Raw genomic sequence first — 24084 nt, 5'->3', positions numbered from 1 at the left:
ACAGGGCAAGCTGCGCTCCATCGTCACCGCGCCCGCGCCGACGGCACCGCCAGGCCGCGGCGCAGGCCGAAGCCGAGCAGCAGCGCGATCGCCAGCGCGATCAGCGCCGACGGCAACGGATGGCGCTGGACCAGCGCCACCGGCGCCAGGGTGGACAGTTCGCTGACCCGTTCGTCGCGCGCCGGCTCGGTCGGCTTCGGCGTCGATCCGGCCGGCTTGGCCGCAGGCTGCGGTTTGCGCGGCGGCACCGACGGCGACGGGCGGTTCGCTGCGACGTCTGCGGCCTGGCTCGGCGCATCCGTCGCGGCTTCCCGAACCGCCGCCTGCCGCGCCCGCGCCGCTTCGCCGCGGGCGTAGGTCGACACCGCGCCGCGCTCGCCGCGCGCGCGCGCCAGCACTTCGGCGACCTGCGCCCGCGCCGCCGGCGACAGGCGCGGCTGCAGCCAGCCCCACAGCGGATGGTCCGGCGCGGCATGGCCGCTGCCGGGCAAGCCGTTGCGCGCGATCAGCGCGGCCAGTTGCTCGCCCAGGCGCGCGACGTTGGCGTCGGGCGTCTTCCAGTAGCCCTTCTGCGCCGCCACCAGCATCAGCGCCAGCATGTGCGCCTTGGCCTGCTGGGCGTGGCCGCGATCGAGGAAGTCGGCGACGCCGAGGCGGTGGCGGTCGTCGAGGTAGACGCTCTGCACTTCGTCCCAGGCCCAGCCGCGGATCACGTCCGGCCGGGTCACCTGCCAACCCCACAGGTTTTCCAGGAATTCCTGGCTGACCGTGCGCGCGCCGGCGTAGCCGTGCTTCATCAGCGGCCGGATCCAGGCCGGATTGAGGTAGCGGCCGCGGAACTCGCGCAACAGCGCCGCTTCCAGCGGCTCGACATCGGCGCGCTCGGCATCGGCGTTGTACAGCACCTGCGCCTGCGGCACGCGTCCGGTCAGGGTTTCGACCGCCAGCGACAGGCCGCCGAAATAATCGAAGGCGTCGTTGTTGTCGAGCAGGCCGTACAGGTGCGAGGCGCGGCCGTGGTAGCTGCGCTCGATCCGGCCCAGGCCGATCTCGAACGCGCGATGCGCGGCGCTGCCGTCGGCGTCGAGGCCGTAGGCATGGCCCATGCGATTGAGATAAGCGCGGCCGATCTGACGCCGCTCGCTCCAGGCGCCGGAGCGTTCGGTCAGTCGATTGACCCCGGCGCCGTACGCGCCCGGCGCGTCGCCGAAGATGCGCCAGGCCGCCTCGCGGCCGGCGTCGGCCAAGGCCACGCCCTGGGTCCGCAAACTATCGGTGCGCTGCAGCCATTCGCGGGCGACGCCGTTGCCGGCCACCGCTTCGTCGCCGTACTCGACCTGTTCGCCCAGCGGCGCCAGCGCCGCCGCCAAGGCCGGCGCCAGTTCCGGGCGCTGCGCGCGCAGGGTCTTGGCGCTGGCGGCCAAGGCCAGGCGGCCGCCGCGGTCGAGCAGCAGCACCAGGTTCGGGTACAGATCGCGGAACAGGCCCGAGGTGGTGACGATGACGTCGCGGCGCGGCTGGCCCTTGGGCATCGGCTTGAGCTCCAGGCCCTGGACGATGCCGCGCGCGTTCCAGCGCGGCTGCACGCCCATCAGCGCCAGCGAGAAGCCGACCATGACGCCCTCGTCGCGCACCGCGTCGGAGGCCCACAGCACCACGCCCTCGCTGCCGCTGCGGCCGTCGCTGCGCGCCAGCACCCGCGCCGCCTGTTCGGCGCCCAGGCGCTGGGCCAGCGGCGAGGGCAGCACGTCGCCGTCCAGGCCGTGGAAATTGCGCCCGGTCGGCAGCGATTCGGGCGCGCGCAGCGGGTCGTTGCCCTTGCCCGGCTGGACGAAACCGCCGTCCAGGCCGTGCAGCCAGGCGGCCATTTCCGCCGGCGGCGATTCCAGCAGCTTGCCGCGCAGCGCGTCGCGCTCGCCGAGGCCGCGCATCGAGTCGAGCATGGTGTCGAGCTGGCCCGCATCCCAGGCCTGGCCGAACACGTGCAGGCCGTGCGGCATGAATTTTTCCTGCAGCTTGGTCAGGTAATGGCCGATCTCGTGCGCGAGCAGGTCGTCGTCGGCCTGCTCGAAGCCGATCCCGCGCACCTTGAGCACGTCGGCCATGCTCGCTTCCAGTTCGGCGCGCAGTTGCAGCGCCTCGACCTGGGCGCGCATCTCGCTGGCGGCCTGGGCGCGCAGCGGCTCGCTGCTGCTGCTCTCGAAACTTTCGACCAACTGGCGCAGGGTCAGCAAGCGGTCGTACAGCGGCGTCGCCGCCAGCGGCGGAGTCAGGTGGTCGACCATCACCGCCAGGCCGCGGCGCTTGGCCTGGGTGCCTTCGCCGACGCCGTCGACGATGTAGGGATAGATCCCGGGCACGTCGCCGGCGATCAGCCGCGAGTAGTCGTCTTCGGCCAGCCCGACCGCCTTGCCGGGCAGGAATTCGTAGGTCGAATGGCGGCCGATATGGACGATCGCGTCGGCGCGGAACACATCGCGCAGCCAGTGGTAGTAGGCCAGGTACTGGTGCGGCGGCGGGATCTGGGTGTTGGCGTGCAGCAGTTCCTCGTCGACTTCCCAGCCGCGCGGCGGCTGCGGGCCGAGGAACACGTTGCCCAGGCGCAGGCCCGGCAGCACCACGGTGTCGTCGTGCACCATCACCTTGCCCGGCGCGCGGCCCCAGCCGCGCAGGCCCGGCACCTGCAGCGCCAGCAGCCGGCGCTGCGAAGCCTCGGCTTCGGCGCAGGGCGCGTCGGCGGCCGCGCCCTCGGTCTGGAGGCAGCGCAGATGCGCCTGGATCAGGCTGCGGAACTCGCTCAGCGCCGCGTCGCGCGCGGGGTGGTCGATGCCTTCGAGCAGATGCAGCAGTTCGCGCTCGGCATCGCGCACCCGGCGCTCGCCGAGCCCGGTCTCGTGTCCGGCGCGCGCCAGCGCGACCTGGGCCTGCAGGCGCGCCAGCGGGCCGTCGCTGACCTCGCCCTGCACCGCTACCGGCAGGGTCGCGAACCAGCGCCGGTAATCCTCGCCCGACAGCGTGGTCGTCTGGGTCGCCATAGCCGCCAGTTCGCCGCCGTCCTCGGGCGTGTTGACGCCGGTCTGCATCATCCGGTCGAGCAGGGCCTCCGGCGTGGCCGGCAAGTCGTCGACGCGATAGCCGCCGGCGCGCATCGCCCGCAGCATGCCGTGCAGCGAGGCCGGCACGTCGAGGTTGTCGGCGCCGATGTTCTGCCGGCCCGGCGGGTGGTTGTAGTAGATCAGGGCGATGCGCCGTTCGCTCGCCGGCTTGGCGCGCAGCGCGCGCCAGCGCTGGGCGCGCTCGACCAGGGCGCGCATCTCGCCGCCGAGCGGTTCGGGCCGTTGCAGGCGCACCCCGGTCAGGGGGTCGATGCGCGGCGCGCCGGCCGCGGCCAGCACCATCGGCTGGCTGCTGCCCTGCAGCTCCGACATCGCCACCCGATACTGCACGCTGGAAGCCGGCAGGCCGTCGCCGGACAAGCGCCATTGCGCTTCGCTGCGGTCGAGCAGACGGATCGCCTTGAACACCGGCACGTCGAGCGCGGCGATCGCGCGGGTCGCCGCGTCGCGGCCTTCGGCGGCGCCGACCACGAAGTCCTGCAGCACCACCAGCCCGGCCAGCGGCTGCGCGCCGAGCATCGCGCGCAGGTTCTGCACCGCCTGCAGCGAAGCCTCACCCCAGCGCGCGTACAGGCCCAGGCAGGCCAGGCCCTGCGCCTGCGCCTGTGCGCACAGCGCGTCGCCGGTGGCGACGTCGGCGTTGTTGAGATCCAGCACCGCCAGCAACGGCCGGGTATCGGCGGCCGGCGCGGCGACCACCGCGCCGTTCTGGCGCAGCACCAGATCCGGCTGCGGCTGCGCCGCCGGCACCGCGCCGCCGTCGAGCAGGAAGGCGTAGCTGCGCTGCAGATTGCGGCTGCCGCCCTCGCGCCACAGCGCGCGCAGGTCCAGCCACTCGCCGGCGAAGGCGTCGGCGCGGGCGCGCTGGACCAGTTCGGCCGGCGGCGTCTCGGCGGTGACGCGGATCAGTTCGGCGGCGCTGAACGCGCCCAGGCCATGGCGCTCGCGATGGCTGGCCTGGGTCAGGCCGGCTTCGCCATGGAAGGCGTACAGGCGCTGCGGGCCGCGGCCGCGCTGGCGCAGCCAGGCCGCCGCTTCGCGCAGGCGTACGCCTTGCTCGCCGAACAACGCCACCGCGACGACGGCGTCGCTGGCGCCGATCAGTGCGCGCAGTTGTTCGCGGTCCAGGGCTTCGAGCTGTTGCGGCGTGCGCAGCACGATGCGGTCGCCGGGACGGGTGGCCAACAGTTCGCGCGCGGCCTCGGCCGCTTCCGGCGCGGCACGCTCGGAGACCACGCCGAACACGGTCTTGGCCGGCGCGGCGGCGGCGAACAGCAACAGGGCCGCTGCGCCCAAGGCGCGCCACAGTCCTTCGAATCCGTGCCCACGAAACCGCTCACGGAACCCACGCCCGACAAACCCACGCGCAACACGCATCGACGGCCTCGCTCGCCGCACGCCCTGTGCGGAGCTGATGAAGGAGGCGAACGAAACCGCAGAGGCAGGCCACGGACCCGGTGCACGGGCGCGCGACGCCGCCCTCCGCGACGTCCACCGCATACGCACCGGCCGGTCTCCGGGCTTGCGGGGGCCGGGACGAACCCGGCGCATCGGCGCCTTCCCGGAGCGGACGCTCCAGTGGCTGTGGCGGGCGCGGATCGAGGCGCTGGATCGCGTCCCGGGAGCCGTCGCCGACGTGCCGATGCTTTACCCGCCTACCGTTGCAGGGGCAGCGCCGGACTGGTCCGCGGCATCGCGGACGCACCGGCTTCCCGTTTAACCGCGTCGCCGGACGGCGAAGCGGCACCAGATGCAAAGCGCGCGCAATCTAGCACAGCGCGCCGGCGCGGGGCGGACGCGGGGGTATGGAGGCGGTCGGTGTGTCGGGCCGACGGAGATCGTGGTGGACGCTAAAAGCAAATCCCCCGCGCTGCGGACATCGCTCGGCAACCCGCTTGCGCCGGGCGCTGGCCCCCTTTTTCAAAGGGGGCGATCGATGACGCGCTCGGTTCTCGGTGGCTCGATGCTCAGTGGCCCAGTGGCTCGGTGGCTCGGTGGACCGAAGGACCGCTTTTGCTGTTCCCCCATTTGGAAAAGGGTGAGAGCGTGCGCTTGCGAAGCGCCAGGTTCGCGCACGATCGAACGCCAGCAGGCACAGCCTGCTGGCGTTCGATCGTGCGCGAACCTGGCGCTTCGCAAGCGCACGCTCTCACCCTTTTCCAAATGGGGGAACAGCAAAAGCGGTCCTTCGGTCCACCGAGCCACCGAGCCACTGGGCCACTGAGCATCGAGCCACCGAGAACCGAGCGCGTCATCGATCGCCCCCTTTGAAAAAGGGGGCCAGCGCCCGGCGCAAGCGGGTTGCCGAGCGATGTCCGCAGCGCGGGGGATTTGCTTTTAGCGCCGATCCACAGCGAACCCGCAAGCCCCCTCCTCCCCTCACCCCTCGTGCACGTAACGCTCGACCGTCGCCTCGATGCCCTTGCTGAGCTCCATGATCTTCAGCGCGTACTCGGCCAGGCGCTTGTCGTCCTCGCTCAGCGGGGTCCACGTCGGCACCGGGGTCGGCTTGCCGTCGGCGTCCATCGCCACGAACACGATCACGCAGTGGGTGCACAGGCGCTCTTCGGCCACGCCGTCGTCCAGGCCCGGGTCGCGCGCCTTCACGTCGACCGCGAAATGCATGCTGCTGGTGCCGGTGTGGATCAGCTTGGTGTGCACGGTGACCAGGTCGCTGATCCGGATCGGAGCGACGAAGCGGATCCCGCCGACCGCGACGGTGACGCTGTACTTGCCGCTCCAGCCGACCGCGGCCGCGTAGCCGGCCTGGTCGATCCACTTCATGACCATGCCGCCGTGGACCTTGCCGCCGTAGTTGACGTCGGTCGGCTGGGCCAGGAAGCGCAGGTTCAATTCGCGTTGCTGCCCTTTCATGCTCAGCCCTCCCGTACGACCTTGATATGCCGCACCACCGCCGCGCCGACCCGCTGCACGGCCTCGCGCTGGCGTTCGTCGCTCAGTTGGCCGTAATCGGCGAGCTTGTCGCCGGCCTGGCCGACCGCGACCTGCTGCGGCACCACCAGCAGGCCGAGCTTGGCCAGCGCGTCGCGCAGCACCAGCAGCGAGCGCAGCCCGCCGAGCGGACCCGGCGAGGCCGAAACGATCCCGGCGACCTTGTCGGCGAACAGGCTGGTGCCGGAGACGCCGTCCGGCAGCGGCCGCGAGATCCAGTCCAGGGTGTTCTTGACCAGCGCCGGCATCGAACCGTTGTATTCCGGGGTGCTGATCAGCAGGCCGTCGTGCTCGGCCATCAGCGCCTGCAGCCGGCGCGCGTTGTCGGGCATGCCTTCGGCCTCGATGTCGCCGTCGTACACCGGCAACGCATAGTCGCGCAGCTCGATCAGGGTGACCTGCGCGCCGGCGGCGCGCGCGCCCTCGGCCAGGACCGGGATCAGGCGGCGGTTGAAGGATCCCTGGCGCAGGCTGCCGGCGAAAGCCAGCAGGCGCGGGGCGGCGGACGGGATGGCGGCGGACATGGCGGGCTCCGTGGCGAAGCGGGAATTATGCGCGAGCCCTTCCGGCAGCGGGAGCTTGCGCGGCGACGGCGGCGGCGCGATGCTCGCGGCCACCGACCCTGGGGAGGCGCGGACCATGGCACGTACGATCCTGGCAGTGCTCGTCGGCATGCTGGCGGCGATGGCGACGATGAAGCTGTTCGAATTCGGCTCGGCCCGCCTGCACCCGTTCGCGCCCGGCGCCGACCCGAACGACATGGCGGCCTGGGCCGCGCACGTGGCCGGCGCGCCGTTCGCGGCCTTGGCCCTGGTGGTCGCCGGCTGGACCGTCGGCGGCTACGCCGGCGGCCTGGTCGCGGCGCTGATCTCGCGCCGGCACCGGCGCGGCGCGGCCCTGACCGTCGGCGCGCTGATCGTCTGCGCCGTGATCGCGGTCAACGCGATGTTCGCCCACCCGCTGTGGATGTTGATCGCCGGCCTGCTGCTGCCCTTGCCGGCCAGCTGGCTCGGCGCCCGCACGATCGCGCGCCGCTCGAAGGAGAGCGCATGAAGCAAGTGTTGTACGGATTCGGCGTGTTCGTCGCCGCGTTCGCCCTCGGCGCCGGCCTGGCCCGCTTTGGTGCGCCCGGCGACGACACTGCGATGTGGATCGGCGGCGGCATGCTCGCAGTCGGCCTGGTGGTCGGCTACAAGGCGCTGGAAGCGCTGGCGATGCTGATCGCGCCGTTCGTGCTGGCGCGCATGGCGCTGCGCTGGGCCGCCACCGGCCGGCCGCTGCAACCCGCGCCCGAGCGCGGCGAACGCGGCCAATGGCTGGCGCGGCTGGTGTTCGTTCCGGTCTACGCCGTCTACGCCGCGCTGACCGGGGCGATCGTCGGCGCCTTTCCCGGCGGCCACGGATTCTTCCTCAACGGCCTGATCTACGGCGCCGCCGGCCTGCTGTTCGCCGCGCTCGCGGTCGGCGTGGTGCTGAAGTGGTTCGGCGAGAACTGAGCGCAGCGGCCGGGGCCGCCGACGGTTGAGCGAACGCAAACGAAAAGCCCCGGCCTCGCGGCCGGGGCTTCGTCGCTGTTCAAACCGCCGCGATCAGGGGCTGGCGCCGAACTCGCCGTAAGGCTTGAGCTGGTTGCCCAGGGCCTTGGCGTCGCCGACCACGATGATCGACAAGTCCTTCGGCGCGTAGTACTTGCGCGCCATCGCCTGCAGCTGCTCGGCGCCGACCGCGCGCACCTTCGGCACGTACTCGCCGAGGAACTCCGGGGCCAGCCCGGCCAGCCAGTTGCCGGCCAGGGTTGCGGCGACCGCGCCCTGCATCTGGTTGTTGATCAGATAGCCGCCGGCGACGTAGCGCTTGGTGTCCTCCAGCTCGGGCGCATCGACCTTGTAGTCGTTGAGCTTGCCGAACTCGTACAGGAACTCCTTGATCGCCTCGCCGGTGACCTCGTTGCGCACGTCGGCCGAAGCCTGGACCAGGCCGCCGGCGCGCATCGCGCTGAGGCCGCCGCGCGCGCCGTAGGTATAGCCCTTGTCCTCGCGCAGGTTCTGCATCAGCCGGCTGCTGAAACCGCCGCCCAGCACGATCCCGGCCAACTGCGCCGGCACGTAGTCCGGCTCGGTCGCGGCGATCGCCGGATGGCCCAGCCGGACCGCCGACTGCACGCTGCCGTCGCGCTGCACGAACACCCGCTTCGCCGGCGCCTCGCGCCGCGCCGGCGCGGCGTCGGCGATCGCCTCGCCTTCGGCCTTCCAGCCGCCGAACGCGGCTTCGGCGAGCTTGAAGCCCTGCTCCGGCGCGATCCGGCCGGTGATGACCAGCAGGCCGCGGTCGGGACGGAAGCGGCGCAGATGTTCGGCGCGCACCTTCTCGGCGGTGACCGCGGCGATCGCCGCCTCGGTCGGCTGCACCCGTGCGTACGGGTGGTCGCCGAAGGTGGTAGCGAGCAGGGCCTGGGTCGCCTTGAAGCCCGGTTGCGACTGGGCGACCTTCAGCCCCTGCAGGGCGTTGGCCTGGGCCAGCTTGACCTCGCCGTCGGGGAAGGTCGGCTGCTGGGCGACTTCGGCCAGCAGGCGCAGCATCGGCTCGGCCTGGGTCGGCAGCGCGTTGGCGCTGAGCTGGATGCCGTCGTTGGCGGCGCTGGCGCCGATGCCGCCGCCGTAGCCCTGCGCCGCCTCGGCGATCGCCTTGGCATCGCGCTTGGCGGTGCCCTGGGTCAGCAGGCCGGCGTACAACGAAGCGAAGCCCGGCGCGTCGGCCGCATCGGCGGCCAGGCCGGCGTTGCGCACCGCCAGCACGTAGTCCACCCGCGGCACGCCCTGGCGCGGCACCACCCACACCTGCAGGCCGTTGGCCAGGGTCTTCTGGGCGATCTGCGGCACCGGCAGGGCCTTGTCGGCGGCCAGCGGCGGCAGTTGCGCGGGCAACTTGACGCCGGGGCCGGCCACGGCGGCGCCGCTGCCGAACAGGACCAGCGCGGTGGCGAGCGCGAGCACAGTCTTATGGATCGTCATGGTCGTCTCCTCAGTGCTGGCCGGACGGCGCGGCGGCGGGCTTGGCCGCGCCCTGCATCATCGCCGCCGGACGGCGGTCGATCACGGTGCGGTTGGCGCGGGTCAGGTAGGTCTTGGCGACGCGCTGCAGGTCGGCCGAGGTCACCCCCTCGATCCAGCCCGGCACTTTGTTCACCACCTGCGCATCGCCCCACAGGGTCTGCATGCGCGCGACCGTATCGGCGCGTTCGATGAAGCTTTCCAGGCCGTTGTACCAATCGGCCAGCATGCGGGTCTTGACCCGCTTGAGGGTGGCCGCGTCGACGCCTTCGCGGGCGATCTTCGCCACTTCCTCGTCGATCGCCGCCAGCACCGCGTCGGCGCTGCTGTCGGGGCGATACAGCGCGAACAGGGTGAACAGGGTCGGGCCGTTATAGCTCCACGGATCGGTCAGGCCGTACAGCGGATCGACGTTGATCGCGATCTGGCGTTGCTTGACCAGGCCCTGGTACAGGCGCGAGGCCTCGTCGCCCGCCAGCAGGTTGCCCAGCACCGCCATCGGCGCCTGGTCGCGGCTGCCGCGCGCGGGCATCTTCCAGGCCGCGGCCAGCGCCGGCACCTGGGCCAGCGCGTCGCTCTGGGTGATGCGCTTTTCCTGGGTGTTGAGGCCTTCGGAGAAATCCGGCGCCTGCGGCGTCGGCCGGCCCGGGATCGCGCCGAAGTACTTGTCGGCGAGCTTGAACGCGTCCTCGGGGCTGATGTCGCCGGCGATGCCGAGCACCGCGTTGTTGGGACCGTAGTAGTCGCGGTGGAACGAACGCACGTCGTCGAGGCTGGCGTTTTCCAGGTCTTCGAAGCTGCCGTAGCCGTCGTGGTTGTTCTCCCACTTCTGGAACGCCTGCTGGGCGATGTCGATCCACATGAAGCCGCCGTAGGGCTTGTTCTTCACGTTGACCCGGATCTCTTCCTTGACCACGTCCTGCTGGTTCTTGAGCGTGGTCGGGTTGAAGTCCAGGGTCTTCATCCGGTCGGCTTCCAGCCACAGAATGCGGTCCAGCGCCGATACCGGCGCGACCTCGATGTAGTTGGTGAAGTCTGCGCGGGTCGAGCCGTTGTTGCGCCCGCCGCCGCCGCTGATGACGTTGTCGAACACGCCCTTGGGCGCGACCGGCGTGCCCTGGAACATCAGGTGCTCGAACAGGTGGGCGAAGCCGGTGCGGTTGCGCGGTTCCAGGCGCATGCCGACATGATAGACCACGCTGACGCCGACGGTCGGCGAAGTGCGGTCCTGGGATACGACCACGGTCAGTCCGTTGTCGAGTTTCTTCACTGCGACCGGCACCTGCCAACGATCGCTCTCGGCGGCGTGCGCGGTGGCGGACGCGGCGCTGGCGATCGTGGCCAGACCGGCCAGCAACACGCTCAGATGACGCTTGCGCATGGATGTCTCCTTACTGGTCGAATGGTCCGCCGGCAACCGCGGCGGGCCCCCGATGCTACGTGACCGAGGCGGCCGCACGCCAACCCGGAACGGCGCGGCGAGCGAACGGAGCAAAAACATGGGTCGGAAGTCACGTGGGGCATTCGCCGCGGCTTGCGTTGGCGACGGTCCTTGCCCGGACGTCCCGATATCGACGTCCTGGCCTCGACGCGACGGATCGCCGACACTGTGCGGCCCGCGTCCGCCACCGCGCCGCACTCTGCCCGTCCGCCGCCGGCCACGTCCGCACGCTCCCCCCAGGAACCCCCGATGCCGTATACGCCCATCGTCGCCACCCTCGGCTATGTCCTTTCGCCCGACGGCCGCCAGGTGCTGATGGTGCATCGCAACGCGCGCCCGGACGATCACCAGCTCGGCAAGTACAACGGCCTGGGCGGCAAGCTCGAGCGCGACGAAGACGTGGTCGCCGGCATGCGCCGCGAGATCCGCGAAGAGGCCGGGATCGAGTGCCTGGCGATGAACCTGCGCGGCACGATCAGTTGGCCCGGCTTCGGCAAGCACGGCGAGGACTGGCTGGGCTTCGTGTTCGTGATCACCGCCTTCGCCGGCACCCCGCCGGCCAGCAACGCGGAAGGCGCGCTGGAATGGGTGGCGATCGATCGCCTGCACGAGCTGCCGATGTGGGAAGGCGACCGCGAGTTCCTGCCGCTGGTGTTCGACGCCGATCCGCGCCCGTTCCACGGCGTCATGCCGTATCGCGACGGGCGCATGCAGTCGTGGAATTACTCGCGCATCTGAGCGCCCGGCCGGCGCGCGCCACTCAGGCCGCCATCAGCCGCCGCTCGATCTCATCCCACGGCACCCGCCAGACCTGCCGGTTCGGCGGCCAACGATCGCTGTACGGCCCGTCCTCCACCACGGTGGCGAAGGCGTCGTCGTCGAAGCGCAGCGACAGCGCCAGCCGCGACACCGGCGCGCGCCGCAACACCGCGCGCCGCGCCGGCCGCAACAGGCGTCGCGGCGCTTCGCCGGCCGGGAAGTCTGCATAGTCCTGGTCGCGATAATCGTGCACGGCCAGGCAGTGCTCGGCGTCGATGCGCAGCAGGTGCAGCACCGCACCGCGTTCGGGCTCGCGCCAGGACTTGCAGGCGTCGAAGGCGTAACGCTCTTCCTCGACATCGCCGCGGTCCAGATCGGCCAGGTACGGCCCAAGCACGCGCCGCCGCCACTGCACGCGACGACGGCGCAGCCACAGCCAGTAGCCGAGCAGGCCGAGCCCGCTCGCGCTCAGGTACGCCGCCAGCGCCGCGCCCAGCCGGCCCTCCAGCCATACCGGCAGCAGCGCCGCGCGCTGCGCCAACCAGGCCAGCAGCAGGCTCGCCGGGATCAAACTCAACCAGGGCCGCAGCACGCGCCGCCACAGGCCGGCATCGGAGGCCGGCCGATCCAGGCCGGCGAAGCGCGACAGACGCCGGCGCTCTTCGTCCTGCATCGGCGCCTGCGCGACGCCGAACGACGGCTCGCTCTCGCGCAAAGTCGCCATCAGCCGCCGATCCGGACCAGGCCGCGGCCGTCGAGTTGCTCGAACACGAAGCGGAACGCCAGGCTGACCGCGACCGGCTCCTCGCGGCCGCTGACGCAGCCCTGCTCGTCGGCGGGTTTGGCGCCGGGATAGACGCAGCGGAACGCCGGGTCGAACCGCCAATCCGCGACCGTGCGCCGGGCCGCGGCGAAGAAGCGCGGGTCGACCGTGTCCGGCGCCGGACAGCCCTCGGCACGCTCGACCGGGCGGCTGTCGGCGACCGCACCGTCGGCGCCGATGGCCAGGTTCAGGCAGACCGTCTGCGGCCCCAGCCGCTGCGCGAGCAGATCCTCGGGATAGGCCGGCACCGCGTTGCCGGCCTCGGCCAGCGGCATCTGGAAGGTTTCGTTGGCCGCCAGCGACAAACGATCGGCGTCGAGCAACTGCTTGTCGATCGAGCGCACGCCGACCGCGCCGGAGCGCGCATCGGCCTCGGCCGCCGGCGGCGCGCTGGCGCAGGCGGCCAGGCCCAAGGCCATCCCGGCGCCGGCCAGGCGAATCGCTGCGCGCGCCGTCCTGGCGCTGTTTCCTGTCGACGTCCCTGCCGTCATCCCAGCACTCCGTGTCGGTCGCGAGGGCTGGATGATGCCGCAAACCGGCGCGAATGTGCCACGGCCTTTGGACGCAGCGTCGCCCCGCCGAAGGACGCGGACGGCGCGCGGCGGACGGCCACGGGCCGTCCGGTTCGATCAGGTACGGCCCTGCTCCGGGCCGTCCTCGATGCCGACGTTGGTCGGCGCCGCCTCGTAGACCGCGCGGTCGAGCAGGCCGGTTTCCTTGGCCACCAGCACCGGCACCAGCATCTGCCCGGTGACGTTGGTCATGGTGCGCATCATGTCGAGGATGCGGTCGATCGCGTACAGATAGCCGATGGTCTCCAACGGCAGGCCGGCCGCACTGAGCACCACCGTGGCCATGATCACCGCCGTGCCCGGCACGCCGGCGGTGCCGAAGCTGCCCAGCACCGAGGCGATCAGGACGATGAAGTACTGATCGGCGCTCAACGGCGTGCCGGTGTATTGCGAGATGAACACCGCGCACAGCGCCGGGTAGATCGCGCCGCAGCCGTCCATCTTGATGCTGGCGCCCAAGGGCGAGGCGAACGCGGCGTAATCCTTGTTGACGCCGAGGTTGTGGGTGATCGAGCGCATCGCCACCGGCATCGCGGCGAAGCTCGACGAGCTGACGAACGCGACCTGCATGCCCGGCGCGGCGCCGCGGAAGAACTTCAGCGGGTTGAGTCCGTGCGCCAGCAGCAGCGCGCTGTAGACCACGACGATGTGCAGGGCGCAGGCCAGGTACAGGGCGAGAACGAAGTTGCCCAACGGCAGCAGCTTTTCGAAACCGTAGGCGCCGACCAGGCCGGCGATCAGGCCGAAGGTGCCGATCGGGGTCACTTCGAGCACGAAGCGGGTGACCTGGATCATCAGGTCGCTGGCTTCGCCGACCAGCTTGCGCACGCCGGCGACCTTCTCGCCGAGCTTGACCATCGCGAAGCCGAGCAAGCCGGCGAAGAAGATCACCGGCAGGATCGAACCCTTGCCCGCGGCCAGCACGGTGTCGCCGGCGGCGTTCTTGGTCGTGCCGATGCCGGTCAGGGCATAGAACGGATTGCTCGGCACCACGTCGAGCAGCACCCGGGTCACGCTGGGCACGTCGCGCGGCTTGTAAGCCGAATCCACCGCCAGCCCGATCACTCCGGTGCCCGGCTGCAGCACGGTGCCGACCGCCAGCCCGACCGCGACCGCCAGCACCGCGGTGATCGCGAACCAGAGGAAGGTGCGGCCGCCGAGCGCGGCGATCGACTTCTGCCCGTGCAGCGAGGCCACCGCGTTGATCACCGCGAAGAACACCAAGGGCACCGCGATCATCTTGATCAGGGTGACGTAGAGATCGCCGAGCGGACCGAACCAGGTTTCGGCCGCGGGCCCGAACGCCCAGCCGGCGAGCGCGCCGAGCACGAAGCCGGCGACCACGCGCTGCCAGAACGGAATGCGGAACCAGGCCTGGAACACTGCGGTCATGGCGTATCGTCCAGTGAAGTCGAGAGAGGCGCCGTGCCGCGCGAGGCGGCCCGGCGATGGCGGGACGCCACGATAAACAGCTTAGCGGCGGCCCCGGCTAATCCGGCGGCATAAGCCGGCAACCAAACGTCATGAACAGCGACCGCTTCGGCAAATCGCCGCGCGCGCCGGTGCATCGTCAGCCCCGCGCCTTGGCCGCGGGCGAGCGCGCCGCGCCGCGGCGGCGGGTGGCCGCGGAGGCTTTCGCCGCGGGCTTCGGCGCCGGCCCGGCGGCGGCCGCGGCGGCGCCGCAACCGGCCAGCACCGCACGCAACAGGCCCGGGAAGCGCAGTTCCAGATCGTCGCAGCGCAGGGTGTTGAGATACTGCGTTCCGGATTTGACCGTACGCACCAGACCCGCCGAACGCAGCACGTCGAAGTGCCGCGACAGGGTCGCGCGCGGCAGCTCGTCCTCGACGCAGGCGCCGACGCAGGACACCGGCTTGTCGCGGCTCAGCCCGCGGATCAGCCGCAGCCGCACCGGGTCGGCCAGCGCGTACAGCACGGCGGTCAGCTCGATGTCTTCGGTGGCGGGATGGTGCAGCGGGCGCATCGGGCAAGCTTGCTACAAGCGGGGGCAGGTCGCTACAGCTTTCGGGAATCGGGAATCGGGAATCGGGAATGGGGAATGGGGAATGGGGATTGGGGAGTCGGGAGTCGGGAGTCGGGAGTCGGGATAGCGTTCGGCCTTGTCGTCTCCGGCGCATCGGTGGGCCGGCGCTGGCTTTCCCGCCTTGTCCCGCAAACCCACCCGCCCGCCGCGCTCTCGCGCCGTCACACGCCCGGGGCATAATCGGCCGCTTGTCCGTCCTGAGTCCGGCCGTCCGATGCCCAAGCTGCGTTCCGCCTCCGCCCTCCTCGTGCCCGCGCTGCTGACTGCCTGCGCGGCGGCCGCGCCGACCACCCGCGCCGATGCGCCTTCGGCCGGCGTTGTGGTCGATGTGCCGACGATCCAGCATCCGCAGGACGAGACCCCGGCCTGGTGGTATCGCGACGGCGCCGCCCAGGCCGCGCAGCGCGGCGCCGGCGCGGCCAAGGCCAAGAACGTGATCCTGTTCGTCGGCGACGGAATGAGCCTGACCACCGTCGCCGCCGCGCGCATCCTCGCCGGCCAGCAGCGCGGCGCCCCGGGCGAAGAGAACCGGCTGAGCTGGGAACGCTTCCCGGCCACCGCGCTCAGCAAGACCTACAACACCGACTCGCAGACCCCCGACTCGGCCGGCACCATGAGCGCGATGGCGACCGGGGTGAAGACCCGCGCCGGCGTGCTCAGCATCGGCCAGAAGGGGCTGCGCGGCGACTGCGCGCAAGCGCTGAAGGCGCCGATGCTGACCCTGTGGGAACTGGCCGCGGGCAGCGGCCTGGCCACCGGCGTGGTCACCACCACCCGCGTCACCCACGCCACCCCGGGCGCGACCTTCAGCCATTCGGCCGACCGCAACTGGGAAAACGACATGGACCTGCCGGAAAAGGCCAAGGCCGAAGGCTGCGTCGACATCGCCCGGCAGATGATCGAGTCGCCGTTCGGCACCGGCCCGGACGTGCTGCTCGGCGGCGGCCGCGGCAACTTCATGACCGTCGAACAGCGCGATCCGGAGTACGACGACAAGGTCGGCCAGCGCCTGGACGGCCGCGATCTGATCGCGGCCTGGAAACAGCGCCACCCCGACGGCGCCTATGTCTGGAACGCCAAGCAGTTCGCCGCGGCACCCAAGGACCGGCCGCTGTTCGGCCTGTTCGAACCCGACCACATGCAGTTCAGCCACGACCGTCCGCAGGACCGCGCCGGCGAGCCGTCGCTGGCCGAGATGACCGTCGCCGCGATCGAACGCTTGAAGGCGATCAAGGGCGACCGGGGCTTCGTGCTGCTGGTCGAAGGCGGCCGCATCGACCACGCCCACCACATGGGCAACGCCTACCGCGCCCTGACCGACACCATCGCCCTGAGCGAGGCGGTCGCCGCCGCCGACCGCGCCACTTCGGCCGACGACACCCTGATCCTGGTCACCGCCGATCACTCGCACACCTTGAGCTTCGTCGGCTACCCGACCCGCGGCAACCCGATGCTGGGCAAGGTGCGCGGCACCAGCGGCGAGGACGGCGACGCCAACGAATACGCCCGCGACGCGCTCGGCCGGCCCTACACCACGCTCAGCTACAGCAACGGCCCGGGCTATACCGGCGCCAGCGCGCAGCAGCCGGAGGGCCCGCACACCTTCCCGCACACCGCCAGCGGCTTCGAAGAGATCGCCAAGGGCCGGCCGGACCTGAGCCGGGTCGACACCGAGCATCCGGATTTCATGCAGGAAGCGCTGGTGCCGACCAACGCCGAAACCCACGGCGGCGACGACGTCGGCATCTGGGCGCGCGGCCCCGGCAGCGCCGCGGTGCGCGGCAGCGTCGAGCAGAACGCGATCTACCACTTCCTGCTGCAGTCGATGCCGAGCCTGCGCGCAGCGCTGTGCGCCAAGGGCGACTGCGACGCCAACCAGGTGCCGGTGACGCTGCCCAAGCCGGACGACTTCAAGGCGCGTTGAGGCGCAAGAGCAACGGCAACGGCAAATCCCTCCTGCCCGTCCGGCCAGCAGGCACAGCCTGCTGGCGTTCGATCGTGCGCGAACCTGGCGGTTCGCAAGCGCACGCTCTCACCCTTTTTCAAGGGGGGAACAGCAGAAGCCAAAGGCGAAGAAACAGCAAAACGGCGACCCTCCCAAGGTCGCCATTCTCGTTCATGGCTTCAGCTTTTAGCTTTAAACGATTCCCTATTCCCGATTCGCTATTCCCGATTCCCCATTCCCGGCCCCAAAAGCTCAAAACGGCTTAGCCAACACCAGCCAGACGACCGCGATCAGGGCGAACACCGGAATCTCGTTGAACACCCGCAGGGCGCGCGAGGACGGCAGTGGACGGCCTTGGTCGACGCCTTTGAGCCAGCGGCCGCTGACGATGTAGAAGGCGAACATCGCCGCGACCACGGTCAGCTTGGCGTGCAGCCAGCCGCCGCTCATGTGGAACACGAACCACAACACGCCGCCGAGGATCGCGGCCAGGCCGAACATGATGTGGCCGAAGCGGTACAGCCGCCGCCCCATCAGCACCAGGCGCGCGCGCACCGCGGGTTCGTCGCCGGCTTCGGCGATGTTGACCAGGATCCGCGGCAGGTAGAACACCCCGCCCATCCAGGCCATCACGAACACCAGATGGAAGGTCTTGGTCAACAGATAGGCATTCATGGCGGTTTCCTGGGCGGGCTGGCGAGGCTGGCACGGCGAAGGGGAGAACGAGCGATGCCGTCGCCGCGGCCCGCTGCGGGCCCGCGCGCGACGGTCGCGGCCGGGGCGTCCTGCGCGCGGGCGCGGCGCGCGTTAGGATGCCACGCCCGCCGCCGAGCCACGCCCCGCATGAGCAAACAGTACGACGCCGACTACTTCCAGCGCTGGTACCGCGACCCGGCGCTCAAGGCCCAGGCCATCGGCGGCGCCGCGCGCCTGGCGCGCAAGGTCGCCCTGGCGGTTGCCACGGCCGAGTACCACCTCGAGCGTCCCGTACGCAGCGTGCTCGACATCGGCTGCGGCGAGGGCGTGTGGCGCGCGCCGCTGCTGAAGCTGCGGCCGCGCGCGCAGTATCTGGGATTCGACGCCAGCCAGTACGCCACTGCGCGCTTCGGTCGCAGCCGCAACCTGCACTTGGCCAGCTTCGGCGACTTCCAGTACCTGCGCCCCTGCGCGCCGGTCGACCTGCTGATCTGCAGCGACGTCATGCACTACCTGGACACGCGCGAGCTCGATCGCGGCCTGCCCGGCCTGGCCGAGCTGTGCGGCGGCGTCGCCTTCCTGGAAACCTTCGCCCGCGAGGACGGCATCGAAGGCGACACCGACGGCTTCAAGCGCCGCCCGGCGCGCTTCTATCGCGAGCGCTTCGCCGCGCACGGCTTCGCCGCGCTGGGCTCGCACCTGTGGCTGGGCCCGGCCCTGCGCGGCGACACCGCGGCGCTGGAAACCGCCGACTGAGCGAGCAGCGGCGGCGTCCCGCTCGGGGTAGGAGCGGCGCAAGCCGCGACCGCGCCATCGCATCGACGTTGCTGGCTGCGACGATCAGGCATTCCCCCCACGCTGCGACCGGCAAGATGGCGGTCGCGGCTCGCGCCGCTCCTACCCCTGGCATGCAGCCGAGCGGCGTCTCATCACATTCTGGAACGGCGATCGCCGCCACCGCGCCATTCACGCGACCCTCGTCGCAATCCGCTATGCTGCGCCGCAGCAAACCGCCCGCGCCGGAACCGCTACGCTCCGGCGCCAGTTCGTCCGCCACTGAGAGTCCGACCCGATGCTGCTTTATCAAATGCACGAACTCGGCCGCGCCTGGATGGCCCCGATGACCTACTGGGCCGACGCCGGCGCGAAGATGTTCGCCGCGCCCGGCAGTTGGCTGTCGTCGCTGCCCGGCGCCTCGCGCCTGGCCGCCGGCTACGAGCTGCTGTACCGGGTCGGCAAGGACTACGAGAAGCCCGAATTCGGCATCCACTCGGTGCAAATCGACGGCAACGCCTACCCGGTGATCGAGCGCGAGATGCAGCGCAAGCCGTTCTGCCGGCTGCTGCGCTTCAAGCGCTACGCCGACGACGCCGGCAACATCGCCGAGCTCAAGGACGATCCGCCGGTACTGGTGGTCGCGCCGTTGTCGGGCCACCACAGCACCCTGCTGCGCGACACGGTCAAGACCCTGCTGCGCGACCACAAGGTCTACATCACCGACTGGGTCGACGCGCGCATGGTGCCGATCGAGGACGGCGCCTTCACCCTCGACGACTACGTCGCCTACATCCAGGACTTCATCCGCCTGATCGGCGCCGAGCGCCTGCACGTGATCAGCGTCTGCCAGCCGACCGTGCCGGTGCTGGCGGCGGTGTCGCTGATGGCCGCGCGCGGCGAAGCCACGCCGCGTTCGCTGGTGATGATGGGCGGACCGATCGACACCCGCGAAAGCCCGACCAAGGTCAACGACCTGGCCGTGCACAAGCCGCTGTGGTGGTTCGAAGGCAACCTGATCCATCACGTGCCGGCCAATTTCCCCGGCCGCGGCCGCCGCGTCTACCCGGGCTTCCTGCAGCACGGCGGCTTCGTGGCGATGAACCCGGAGCGGCATTTCCAGTCGCACTGGGATTTCTACCAGGACCTGCTCAAGGGCGACCTGGAAGACGCCGATTCGCACCGCCGCTTCTACGACGAGTACAACGCCGTGCTCGACATGCCGGCCGAGTACTACCTGGACACCATCCGGGTGGTGTTCCAACAGCACCTGCTGCCGCGCGGGCTGTGGGACGTGGCCGGCGAGCGGGTCGACCCGAGCGCGATCAAGAACACCGCCCTGCTGACCGTGGAGGGCGAGCTGGACGACATCTCCGGCCAGGGTCAGACCCGCGCCGCGCACACCCTGTGCACCGGCGTGGCCGAAGCCGACCGCGAGCACCTGACCGTGGCCGGCGCCGGCCATTACGGCATCTTCAGCGGCCGCCGCTGGCGCGACCAGGTGTATCCGCAGGTGCGCGACTTCATCGCCAAGTACGCGCGCTGAGCCGCGCAATCCGGCGCAGGACAAGCCCGGCTCTGGCCGGGCTTTCGCTTTCTGCGACCCGCATCGGCCGAACGGCACAGGCGAGGCCGTCGCCGCAGCCGCTACAGTCGCGCCCGGCGCGGCGCCGGGATCGCCGCGTCCCCATGTTCACCCATCCCGATCAGCTAAGGAGAGCCTGATGAAGATCGCCATCGTATCCACCGCCCTGTCCGCGCTGTTGCTGGCCGCAGGCGCCGCGTCCGCCGCCACCCCCGCCTGCCAGAGCGCGCGCCTGCAGGTCGAGGTCAGCCACATCCAGCGCGTCAACGCCTGCACCACCCAGGGGCCGAACAGCCCGCTGTGCCTGCAGAGCCAGCAGGTCGAAAACGTCTATTGGCAGATGATGGATGCCGTGTGCCCGGCCCCGACCGGCATGTGCGCGGTTCAGCGCCAGCTGTACAACATCCGTTCGCAGCAGCGCGCCACCACCTGCCAGCAGGCCGGTTCCTCGACCGACCCGACCTGCCAGGTGGCGATGCAGAACGAACAAGTCGCGTTCCTGCAGGTGAAGATGAGCTGCTTCCTGCCCTGAGCGACGACGCGACGACGTCGATGAAAAAGCCGGCCTTGCGGCCGGCTTTTTCGTTCGCGCCGATCGGCGCCGCATCGCGCCGCGCCGGCGACTCAGCCGTACTGCGCCGAGCGCACCAGCAGGTGCTTGGCCAACTGCCCGTGCACCTGGCCGACCAGGCGGGCGACGTGCATGGTCAGGAACAGCACCACCACCCCCGCCAGCACCGTCGCCGGCCACGACCAGGGCTCCCAGGCGGCGAACACGTCGTAGCCCTCGACCTGGATCGTGCCGATGCCCATCAGGCGCAGCAGCGGGAAGAAGATCAGCGACAGCGAGATGCTCAACCCGGTCACCGCGACGGTGAAGTAGACCGTGCCCAGCGGCAGCATCAGCAGCATGTACAGCAGCGTGCCCCAGGTGCGCGGATCGGTGAACATGTCCTTGATCCGCTCCAGCAGCGGCCGGCCGCGCTGGCTGTACAAGGGCCGCCGCGGCATGCGCTCGCCGAGCATGACCTCGACCAGGCGGCCTTCGACCAGGGCCAGCACCCGCACCGAGCCCAGGAACAGGATCAGCAGCGGCAGGCCGACGATCAGGATCATCAGCCCCATCGACACCGACAGGCCGGTGGTGACCCAGGTGAAGTAGAACACGCCGGTGGCCAGCGACAGCAGCATGTAGAACAGCGCGGCGTAGGTGCGCGGTTCGGCGGCGACGCCGAAGAAGCGGCCCAGCAGCGACTTGCGCGGCTTCGGCGCCGGCGGCCGCAGCGCGGTCTGCACCTTGACCTCGGTGTCGCGGTAGATCTCGGCGACTTCGTCCGGCGCGCCGTAGCTGCCGGCGACCGAGGCGATCACCTCGGCCTCGCTGCGGCCCGGGTTTTCCGCCAGTTCCGAGCGCAGGTATTCCTCGGCGTCGTACAGCGCGTCCTGCACCAGCGCCGGATCGGCGCCGGCCAGGGCCGCGCGCAGGCGCTCCAGGTACTCGGGGATGGAGCGCGGCAGGCCCGTGTCGGCGACGGAAGCGGAACCTGCATGGTGGGTGGTGGCGTTCATAGGTCTAGCCCCTGGAGTACGGAATCGACGGAATCGCGAGTGGCGCGCCAGGCGGAGACCCATTCGCGCAGTACCTGCCGCCCGGCGTCGGTAATGCGGTAGTAGCGGCGCGGCGGCCCGGTCACCGAAGGCTCGACGTGGCTGTCCAGCAACCCGGCCGTGCCGAGGTTGCGCAGCACCGGATACAGGGCGCTCTGCTTGCCGCTGAGCACCCCCTCGCCCTCGCGTTCCAGGCGCTTGGCGATCTGGTAGCCGTACATCGGTTCGTCCGCCCCGCCGAGCACGGCGAGCAGGGCCAGCGAGACCGTGCCGGTGCTCAGCTCTTTCTGGAACTTGCGCCGTTGGCTTTCGAATTCGTCCACGTCCGCCTCCTTCCGCTATCTTGGAGTTCAGACTAGTGCGAAGTTCGGTATAGCGGATGTGCTGATAGTAATAGCCAGTGAATAGCGGAGAGGAGCGAGGAGCGAGCCGGCGCCTTGCTCGCTCCTCGCTCCTCTACGCTCACTCCTGCCTCCATGCCATGCTCGCCAACCTCACCGCGCCGGCCCCGCGCCGGCGCTTCCGTTCCCTACGCCCTTGCTCCGGAGACCGCCCGATGCGCTGGATGCCGCACGCCGCCCTGTTCTGCCTGTTGACCGCCGCCCTGCCCGCCGCCCAGGCCCAGACCGCCGCCGGCAAGGGCCGGACCATGCAGCAAGTGCTCGAGGCCAGCCGGCCCGGCGATTGGCGCGCGCTGGATCCGAAGAACACCCTGTACCTGGAACTGACCGCCGGCCGGGTGGTGATCGAGCTGGCGCCGCAGTTCGCGCCGGCGCACGTGGCCAACATCCGCGCCCTGGCGTCGAACGGCTACTGGAACGGCCTGAGCATCAACCGCGCCCAGGACAACTACGTCGTGCAGTGGGGCGACGGCAACGCCGAGGACGCGGCCAAGCGCAAGCCGCTGGGGCGCGGGGTCAAGCCCAAGCTGCCGGCCGAGTTCGCGCGCAAGAGCCAGGGCCTGGCGATGACCGTGCTGCCCGACGCCGACGGCTGGGCGAGCGAAGCCGGCTTCGTCGCCGGCTTCCCGGCCGCGCGCGATTCGGCCACCGGCAGCAGCTGGCTGGCGCATTGCTACGGCACCGTCGGCGCCGGCCGCGACATGGCCGCCGACTCCAGCAACGGCGCCGAACTCTACGTGGTGATCGGCCAGTCGCCGCGCCACCTGGACCGCAACATCACCACCGTCGGCCGGGTCGTCCAGGGCATCGAACTGCTCTCGGCGCTGCCGCGCGGCACCGGCCCGCTGGGCTTTTACGCCGATCCGGCGCAGCGCACGCCGATCCGCGCGATCCGCCTCGCCAGCGACGTGCCCAAGGCCGAGCGCGCCAACCTGGAAGTGCTGCGCACCGATACGCCGCTGTTCGCCGAACTGGTCGAATCGCGCCGCAACCGCCGCGACGACTGGTACCTGCAGCCGGCCGGCCACATCAACATCTGCAACGTGCCGGTGCCGGTGCGCGAGGCCGCCGCGGCGGCGGCCGCGGACAAGGGCAAAGGCAAGGCCAAGAAGCGCTGAGGCGCCCTTCCGCCCCGGCCGCACGGCCGGGGCCGGGCCGGTACCGCGAGCCCGCTGCCGCCAGCGCGGCGCGCAGGCCTCAGTCGCGGCGCTGGCGCCGCGACAGCGGCCCGTCCTCGCTCACGCCCAGCGCCTGATGCTGGAACAGGCACATCCGCACCACGTCGTGGTAGCGGCCGTCGCTGAAGAATTCGTCGATCAGCACGCCTTCGCGGCGGAAGCCGGCGTCCTCGTAGATGCGGATCGCGTGGGTGTTGTCGACGTCGACCAGCAGGTACAGCTTGTACAGGTTCAGCACCCGGAACGCGTAGCTGATCGCCAGCCGGGTCGCGGCGCGCGCATAGCCGCGCCGCTGCTGCTCGGGCGAGATCATGATCAGGAATTCGGCGCGCCGGTGCAGGTGGTCGATCTCGACCAGCTCGACCAGGCCGACCCGCTCCTGGCCGCCGTCCTGGACGATGAAGCGGCGTTCGGACTGGTCATGGATGTGCTTGCGGTACAGCTCTTCGAGCTCGACGAAAGATTCGTACGGCTCCTCGAACCAGTAGCCCATCACGCTGCGGTTGTTGTTGAGCACGTGGACGAAGTGCAGATCGCCGCGCTCCAGCGGGCGCAGGGTCACGATCGGCACGGCTTCGCCGGCCGCGGCGGATTCGTCATGGATCGTATCGCTGGCGTCGGTCGCATTCATGACGCCACCCTACTCCATCGTCCACGGCGGCGGTGTGACGCTTCACGGCGCCTTAGCCGACCCCTGCCTAGCCTCGAATCACCCCCAGCGCCGAGGCCACGCCATGCCCCTGCTTCGATTGCGAGTCACCGGCAACGAAACCGACGCCCGCGCGATCGGCAACCTGCTGTCCAGCCTCGACGGCATCGAGCACGTCGAGGAAGTCGCCGACCTGATGCCGCACATGGACGATGCCGACTCCAGCTCCGCCGGCCTGCCCGACGACGCCGGCCCCGGCATCCACGAGATCGAGATCGACGCGCCCAACGACTACACCGCCGCGCGGGTGCGCGAGGCGGTGGAAGCCTTGGCCTTCGATCTGGACGTGCTGGTCGAATTCGAGCACGACGAGGCGCGCTGATCCTTCGCGCGGCCGGCGGATCGGCGCGGGCCGCGCACAATCCGCTGCGCCGGCAGCGGATCGGTGCCCGGACGCGGGCGCGCGATGCCGGATCCGCCGCCGGTCGAGG

The 24084-nt window shown here is 70.9% G+C and carries 22 protein-coding genes and 1 riboswitch; of the genes, 9 read left to right on the top strand and 13 right to left on the bottom strand.

The window, feature by feature from the left end; genetic code table 11:
* Positions 1-23 precede the first annotated feature (23 nt).
* The 3 genes from K4L06_RS12935 to K4L06_RS12925 all read right to left on the bottom strand — a co-directional run bounded on the left by K4L06_RS12935 (position 24) and on the right by K4L06_RS12925 (position 6592).
* Positions 24-4412, bottom strand: coding sequence for a cobaltochelatase subunit CobN (locus K4L06_RS12935; protein WP_221671751.1), 4389 nt, complete (start codon positions 4410-4412; stop codon positions 24-26).
* Between the two features lie 193 nt (positions 4413-4605).
* Positions 4606-4882, bottom strand: a riboswitch (cobalamin riboswitch).
* 613 nt (positions 4883-5495) lie between these two features.
* Positions 5496-5990 (bottom strand): acyl-CoA thioesterase, encoded by a 495-nt coding sequence (locus K4L06_RS12930; protein ID WP_221671750.1) that lies wholly within the window; start codon positions 5988-5990, stop codon positions 5496-5498.
* Between the two features lie 2 nt (positions 5991-5992).
* Positions 5993-6592 carry an NAD(P)H-dependent oxidoreductase gene (locus tag K4L06_RS12925; protein ID WP_221671749.1) on the bottom strand — a complete coding sequence of 200 codons (600 nt, stop codon included), beginning with the start codon at positions 6590-6592 and terminating at the stop codon, positions 5993-5995.
* A gap of 115 nt (positions 6593-6707) precedes the next feature.
* Here K4L06_RS12925 and K4L06_RS12920 point away from each other — a divergent pair, with 115 nt between their 5' ends.
* On the top strand, positions 6708-7121 hold the full coding sequence (locus K4L06_RS12920; protein ID WP_221671748.1) for a hypothetical protein: 414 nt from the start codon (positions 6708-6710) through the stop codon (positions 7119-7121).
* Positions 7118-7564 carry a hypothetical protein gene (locus K4L06_RS12915; protein WP_221671747.1) on the top strand — a complete coding sequence of 149 codons (447 nt, stop codon included), beginning with the start codon at positions 7118-7120 and terminating at the stop codon, positions 7562-7564. Before K4L06_RS12920 ends, K4L06_RS12915 begins: the two co-directional genes overlap by 4 nt.
* 93 nt (positions 7565-7657) lie before the next feature.
* Here the strand turns inward: K4L06_RS12915 and K4L06_RS12910 are convergent, their stop codons facing one another.
* Both K4L06_RS12910 and K4L06_RS12905 read right to left on the bottom strand, forming a co-directional pair.
* Positions 7658-9079, bottom strand: a complete 1422-nt coding sequence (locus K4L06_RS12910; RefSeq protein ID WP_221671746.1) for a pitrilysin family protein — start codon at positions 9077-9079, stop codon at positions 7658-7660.
* A gap of 10 nt (positions 9080-9089) precedes the next feature.
* Positions 9090-10499, bottom strand: coding sequence for a pitrilysin family protein (locus tag K4L06_RS12905; protein WP_221671745.1), 1410 nt, complete (start codon positions 10497-10499; stop codon positions 9090-9092).
* Between the two features lie 309 nt (positions 10500-10808).
* On the opposite strand from K4L06_RS12905, the gene K4L06_RS12900 reads away from it, so the two are divergent.
* Entirely contained in the window at positions 10809-11297 is a 489-nt protein-coding gene (locus K4L06_RS12900) for an 8-oxo-dGTP diphosphatase (RefSeq protein WP_221671744.1), read from the top strand.
* 22 nt (positions 11298-11319) lie between these two features.
* Here the strand turns inward: K4L06_RS12900 and K4L06_RS12895 are convergent, their stop codons facing one another.
* The 4 genes from K4L06_RS12895 to K4L06_RS12880 all read right to left on the bottom strand — a co-directional run bounded on the left by K4L06_RS12895 (position 11320) and on the right by K4L06_RS12880 (position 14697).
* The gene (locus K4L06_RS12895) at positions 11320-12042 is read right to left on the bottom strand and encodes a hypothetical protein (RefSeq protein ID WP_221671743.1); all 723 of its coding nucleotides are present in this window, start codon (positions 12040-12042) and stop codon (positions 11320-11322) included.
* Positions 12042-12560 (bottom strand): hypothetical protein, encoded by a 519-nt coding sequence (locus tag K4L06_RS12890; RefSeq protein ID WP_221671742.1) that lies wholly within the window; start codon positions 12558-12560, stop codon positions 12042-12044. The genes K4L06_RS12895 and K4L06_RS12890 overlap by 1 nt, the downstream gene beginning before the upstream one ends.
* A gap of 210 nt (positions 12561-12770) precedes the next feature.
* Positions 12771-14105: a dicarboxylate/amino acid:cation symporter gene (locus tag K4L06_RS12885; RefSeq protein WP_221671741.1), complete on the bottom strand. Its 1335-nt coding sequence runs from the start codon at positions 14103-14105 to the stop codon at positions 12771-12773.
* A 178-nt stretch (positions 14106-14283) separates the two neighbouring features.
* Positions 14284-14697, bottom strand: a complete 414-nt coding sequence (locus tag K4L06_RS12880) for a helix-turn-helix domain-containing protein (protein ID WP_221671740.1) — start codon at positions 14695-14697, stop codon at positions 14284-14286.
* Positions 14698-15013: 316 nt separating this feature from the next.
* Here K4L06_RS12880 and K4L06_RS12875 point away from each other — a divergent pair, with 316 nt between their 5' ends.
* On the top strand, positions 15014-16681 hold the full coding sequence (locus K4L06_RS12875) for an alkaline phosphatase (RefSeq protein ID WP_255595629.1): 1668 nt from the start codon (positions 15014-15016) through the stop codon (positions 16679-16681).
* Between the two features lie 273 nt (positions 16682-16954).
* Here the strand turns inward: K4L06_RS12875 and K4L06_RS12870 are convergent, their stop codons facing one another.
* Complete coding sequence (locus K4L06_RS12870) at positions 16955-17377, bottom strand: CopD family protein (RefSeq protein WP_221671738.1); 423 nt, start codon at positions 17375-17377, stop codon at positions 16955-16957.
* A 168-nt stretch (positions 17378-17545) separates the two neighbouring features.
* Between K4L06_RS12870 and K4L06_RS12865 the strand changes: the two genes are divergently transcribed.
* The 3 genes from K4L06_RS12865 (at position 17546) to K4L06_RS12855 (ending at position 20289) form a co-directional block, all read left to right on the top strand.
* Complete coding sequence (locus K4L06_RS12865) at positions 17546-18154, top strand: class I SAM-dependent methyltransferase (protein ID WP_221671737.1); 609 nt, start codon at positions 17546-17548, stop codon at positions 18152-18154.
* Positions 18155-18473: 319 nt separating this feature from the next.
* The gene (gene phaZ, locus K4L06_RS12860) at positions 18474-19718 is read left to right on the top strand and encodes a polyhydroxyalkanoate depolymerase (protein WP_221673624.1); all 1245 of its coding nucleotides are present in this window, start codon (positions 18474-18476) and stop codon (positions 19716-19718) included.
* A 178-nt stretch (positions 19719-19896) separates the two neighbouring features.
* Positions 19897-20289: a hypothetical protein gene (locus tag K4L06_RS12855; RefSeq protein ID WP_221671736.1), complete on the top strand. Its 393-nt coding sequence runs from the start codon at positions 19897-19899 to the stop codon at positions 20287-20289.
* Positions 20290-20381: 92 nt separating this feature from the next.
* Here the strand turns inward: K4L06_RS12855 and K4L06_RS12850 are convergent, their stop codons facing one another.
* On the bottom strand, positions 20382-21326 hold the full coding sequence (locus tag K4L06_RS12850) for a sensor domain-containing protein (RefSeq protein ID WP_255595107.1): 945 nt from the start codon (positions 21324-21326) through the stop codon (positions 20382-20384).
* Positions 21323-21688 (bottom strand): PadR family transcriptional regulator, encoded by a 366-nt coding sequence (locus K4L06_RS12845; RefSeq protein WP_221671734.1) that lies wholly within the window; start codon positions 21686-21688, stop codon positions 21323-21325. The genes K4L06_RS12850 and K4L06_RS12845 overlap by 4 nt, the downstream gene beginning before the upstream one ends.
* Before the next feature lie 326 nt (positions 21689-22014).
* Between K4L06_RS12845 and K4L06_RS12840 the strand changes: the two genes are divergently transcribed.
* Positions 22015-22884 carry a peptidylprolyl isomerase gene (locus K4L06_RS12840; RefSeq protein WP_255595625.1) on the top strand — a complete coding sequence of 290 codons (870 nt, stop codon included), beginning with the start codon at positions 22015-22017 and terminating at the stop codon, positions 22882-22884.
* A gap of 79 nt (positions 22885-22963) precedes the next feature.
* On the opposite strand, the gene speG is transcribed toward K4L06_RS12840, so the two are convergent.
* A complete protein-coding gene (speG, locus tag K4L06_RS12835) occupies positions 22964-23575 on the bottom strand; it encodes a spermidine N1-acetyltransferase (protein ID WP_221671732.1) in 612 nt (203 codons plus the stop codon).
* Positions 23576-23678: 103 nt separating this feature from the next.
* Here speG and K4L06_RS12830 point away from each other — a divergent pair, with 103 nt between their 5' ends.
* Positions 23679-23975: a hypothetical protein gene (locus K4L06_RS12830; RefSeq protein ID WP_221671731.1), complete on the top strand. Its 297-nt coding sequence runs from the start codon at positions 23679-23681 to the stop codon at positions 23973-23975.
* Positions 23976-24084: the final 109 nt, after the last annotated feature.

This window comes from Lysobacter sp. BMK333-48F3 (assembly GCF_019733395.1).
Taxonomy (GTDB): Bacteria; Pseudomonadota; Gammaproteobacteria; order Xanthomonadales; family Xanthomonadaceae; genus Lysobacter.
The sequence above is the reverse complement of the archived record's forward strand: the minus strand, read 5'-3'. Positions and strand labels throughout refer to the sequence as shown.

Coding starts and splice junctions, on each gene's coding strand:
- K4L06_RS12905 (WP_221671745.1), bottom strand. CDS start 10,499: ATGCGCAAGCGTCATCTGAGCGTGTTGCTGGCCGGTCTGGCCACGATC.
- K4L06_RS12915 (WP_221671747.1), top strand. CDS start 7,118: ATGAAGCAAGTGTTGTACGGATTCGGCGTGTTCGTCGCCGCGTTCGCC.
- K4L06_RS12855 (WP_221671736.1), top strand. CDS start 19,897: ATGAAGATCGCCATCGTATCCACCGCCCTGTCCGCGCTGTTGCTGGCC.
- K4L06_RS12890 (WP_221671742.1), bottom strand. CDS start 12,560: ATGGCCTTGGGCCTGGCCGCCTGCGCCAGCGCGCCGCCGGCGGCCGAG.
- K4L06_RS12850 (WP_255595107.1), bottom strand. CDS start 21,326: ATGAACGCCACCACCCACCATGCAGGTTCCGCTTCCGTCGCCGACACG.
- K4L06_RS12885 (WP_221671741.1), bottom strand. CDS start 14,105: ATGACCGCAGTGTTCCAGGCCTGGTTCCGCATTCCGTTCTGGCAGCGC.
- K4L06_RS12830 (WP_221671731.1), top strand. CDS start 23,679: ATGCCCCTGCTTCGATTGCGAGTCACCGGCAACGAAACCGACGCCCGC.
- K4L06_RS12930 (WP_221671750.1), bottom strand. CDS start 5,990: ATGAAAGGGCAGCAACGCGAATTGAACCTGCGCTTCCTGGCCCAGCCG.
- K4L06_RS12840 (WP_255595625.1), top strand. CDS start 22,015: ATGCAGCAAGTGCTCGAGGCCAGCCGGCCCGGCGATTGGCGCGCGCTG.
- K4L06_RS12900 (WP_221671744.1), top strand. CDS start 10,809: ATGCCGTATACGCCCATCGTCGCCACCCTCGGCTATGTCCTTTCGCCC.
- K4L06_RS12870 (WP_221671738.1), bottom strand. CDS start 17,377: ATGAATGCCTATCTGTTGACCAAGACCTTCCATCTGGTGTTCGTGATG.
- K4L06_RS12910 (WP_221671746.1), bottom strand. CDS start 9,079: ATGACGATCCATAAGACTGTGCTCGCGCTCGCCACCGCGCTGGTCCTG.
- K4L06_RS12920 (WP_221671748.1), top strand. CDS start 6,708: ATGGCACGTACGATCCTGGCAGTGCTCGTCGGCATGCTGGCGGCGATG.
- K4L06_RS12880 (WP_221671740.1), bottom strand. CDS start 14,697: ATGCGCCCGCTGCACCATCCCGCCACCGAAGACATCGAGCTGACCGCC.
- speG (WP_221671732.1), bottom strand. CDS start 23,575: ATGAATGCGACCGACGCCAGCGATACGATCCATGACGAATCCGCCGCG.
- K4L06_RS12865 (WP_221671737.1), top strand. CDS start 17,546: ATGAGCAAACAGTACGACGCCGACTACTTCCAGCGCTGGTACCGCGAC.
- K4L06_RS12925 (WP_221671749.1), bottom strand. CDS start 6,592: ATGTCCGCCGCCATCCCGTCCGCCGCCCCGCGCCTGCTGGCTTTCGCC.
- K4L06_RS12895 (WP_221671743.1), bottom strand. CDS start 12,042: ATGGCGACTTTGCGCGAGAGCGAGCCGTCGTTCGGCGTCGCGCAGGCG.